Source organism: Aquabacterium sp. UBA2148 (assembly GCF_002328915.1).
GTDB classification, from domain to species: domain Bacteria; phylum Pseudomonadota; class Gammaproteobacteria; order Burkholderiales; family Burkholderiaceae_C; genus Aquabacterium; species Aquabacterium parvum.
In genome coordinates, this window is record NZ_DCXA01000313.1 from 1557 (window position 1) to 3676 (window position 2120).

At 64.9% G+C, this 2120-nt stretch carries 3 protein-coding genes and 1 pseudogene; 2 read left to right on the plus strand and 2 right to left on the minus strand.

Annotation, left to right across the window (positions count from 1 at the left end; translation table 11 throughout):
* Positions 1 to 213: pseudogene (locus B2W70_RS17570) on the plus strand (MBL fold metallo-hydrolase); the annotation flags it as partial.
* 62 nt (positions 214 to 275) lie between these two features.
* On the opposite strand, the gene B2W70_RS17575 reads toward B2W70_RS17570, so the two are convergent.
* Both B2W70_RS17575 and B2W70_RS17580 read right to left on the minus strand, forming a co-directional pair.
* Complete coding sequence (locus B2W70_RS17575; protein ID WP_286747777.1) at positions 276 to 929, minus strand: retropepsin-like aspartic protease family protein; 654 nt, start codon at positions 927 to 929, stop codon at positions 276 to 278.
* A gap of 91 nt (positions 930 to 1020) precedes the next feature.
* Positions 1021 to 1512 (minus strand): YajQ family cyclic di-GMP-binding protein, encoded by a 492-nt coding sequence (locus B2W70_RS17580; RefSeq protein ID WP_286747778.1) that lies wholly within the window; start codon positions 1510 to 1512, stop codon positions 1021 to 1023.
* Positions 1513 to 1544: 32 nt separating this feature from the next.
* On the opposite strand from B2W70_RS17580, the gene B2W70_RS17585 reads away from it, so the two are divergent.
* Positions 1545 to 2120 (plus strand): FAD-binding protein (locus B2W70_RS17585; RefSeq protein ID WP_414631088.1); only part of this gene is annotated, 576 nt, incomplete at its 3' end.

Below are 2120 nucleotides of genomic sequence, written 5' to 3' on the forward strand. Positions count from 1 at the left end.
GAGCCGCACTGCCCCATCGGCTTGAGCCTGTTCCAGAGCCTGCTGCAGATGCATGGCCCCAGCCGCATCGCCAACCAGAAGCGCCTGCGCGAACTCAAGCAGGCCCATGGTGACGAGGTGACACTCTTCAGCGCCCATGACCCGGTCGAGTTGTCGAACATGCGCACGCGCGACCACCGCCTGCCAGCGCGCCCGGCTGAAAACGCCGCCTGAAACGCGGGCCGTCGCCGCCGTCATGGCCAGGGGCCGCAGGGCCTGCCTGCCAACCGGCCGTTTCAGAATCGGCGGGTCAAGGTCAGCATGTCGTTTTCGCGCTTCATCTGAAAACGCGTCAGGAAGCTGTTGCCCAGCAGCACATGCGGCATGCCCGAAGGCACCACCACCGCCTCGACCCCGTAGACCTCGACATCCTGGATGCGCAGCGACTTCAGCGTGACCCGCCAGATCGGGATCACGCCGTTGGCCGTGCTGCCCTGCCCTCGCTCACCTTGCTCGTAGTTGATGCCCATGCGGCGCGCCTCGTCGGCGCTCAGGGCGACGCTGGTGGCACCGGTGTCCACCATGAACTGGGTGGCGCGGCCATTGATGCTGCCGCTGGTGACGAAGTGCCCGCCTGAGCTGGCCGTCAGCACGATCTGCGTGCCGCCAGAGCCACCACCGCCCCCGCCGATGCTCACGGGCGCTCCGCCCAGGTCGACGGTCTGGCGCTTGCCGCCCACCTCCACCGTGACCTGGTCGGCGCGCACCGCCACCACCTTGACGCCCCGATGGGTTTCGCCAGCGGCCAGGGCCTTGGGCGCGCCGCCATCGACCACCAGCAAGGCCTTGCTGCCCATGCTGCCGGTCATGGCCACGCTCTGAGCCGAAACGGACAAGGCCACGCTGGCCAGCCAGGCACCGACCAGCGCCGAGCGCCCCCACGTTGTCATCGATCGATCTTGTTTCACAGCCCGGTCCCCCTGTTTGTTCCCGCTTTGCGCGCTGGCTGCCGATCGCGGATACCGCGTCCGCGTCAACCGATCAGTCTCGGTAGTTGCCGAAATCCAGCGGCACGTCGGTGATTTCTTTCTTCAGCAGGGCCTGGGCCGCCTGCAGGTCGTCGCGCTTGTTGCCCTGGATGCGCACTTCTTCACCCTGGATGCTGGCGTTGACCTTGATCTTGCTGTCCTTGATGAGCTTGGTGATCTTCTTGGCCAGCTCGGCCTCGATGCCGGCCTTGACCTTGATCACTTGCTTGACCTTGTCGCCACCGATCTTCTCGACCTTGCCCACATCCATGAAGCGGATGTCGACCTTCTGCTTGGTCAGCTTGTTGAACAGCACGTCGCGGACCTGGTCGATCTGGAAATCGCTGTCGCCGAAGACGATGACTTCCTTTTCCTTTTTCTTGAATTCGACGGCGGCGCTGGTGCCCTTGAAGTCGAATCGGGTGCCGATTTCCTTGGCGGACGTGTCCACGGCATTGCCGACGGATTCGAGGTTCGGGTCGAGCTTGGCGTCAAAACTGGGCATGGTTGTTCTCCTTTGTCTGCGAAAATTCTCGCATGCACACCGCCCTGTCCGTGGAAAACGGCATCAACCTCAAGCCTTACAACACCTTTGGCCTGCCCTGCGTGGCGCAGACGCTGGTGCGCATCCGCTCGGAGTCCGACGTCAAACGCGTGGTCAATGACCCCGAACTGGGCCTGGCGCGCAAGTTCATCCTGGGTGGCGGCAGCAACCTGGTGTTCACCCAGGACATCAAGGCGGCGGTGCTCAAGGTCGAGATCCCAGGCATCCGCCTGCTCGAAACACGCGACGACGCCTGGGTCGTCGAGGCCGGCGCGGGCGTGGCCTGGCATGACCTCGTCAGCTGGTGCCTGGACCACGACCTGTCCGGCCTGGAGAACATGGCCCTGATCCCCGGCACCGTGGGCGCCGCCCCGGTGCAGAACATCGGCGCCTATGGCCTGGAGCTCAAAGACAGGTTCGAGTCGCTCGACGCCGTTGACCTGATGACCGGCCGCACGGTGACGTTCAACCGAGAGCAGTGCCAGTTCGACTACCGCGACAGCATCTTCAAGCAGGCCCTGGCTGGCCGCAGCGTGATCACCACGGTGAGGCTGCGCCTGCCCCGCCCC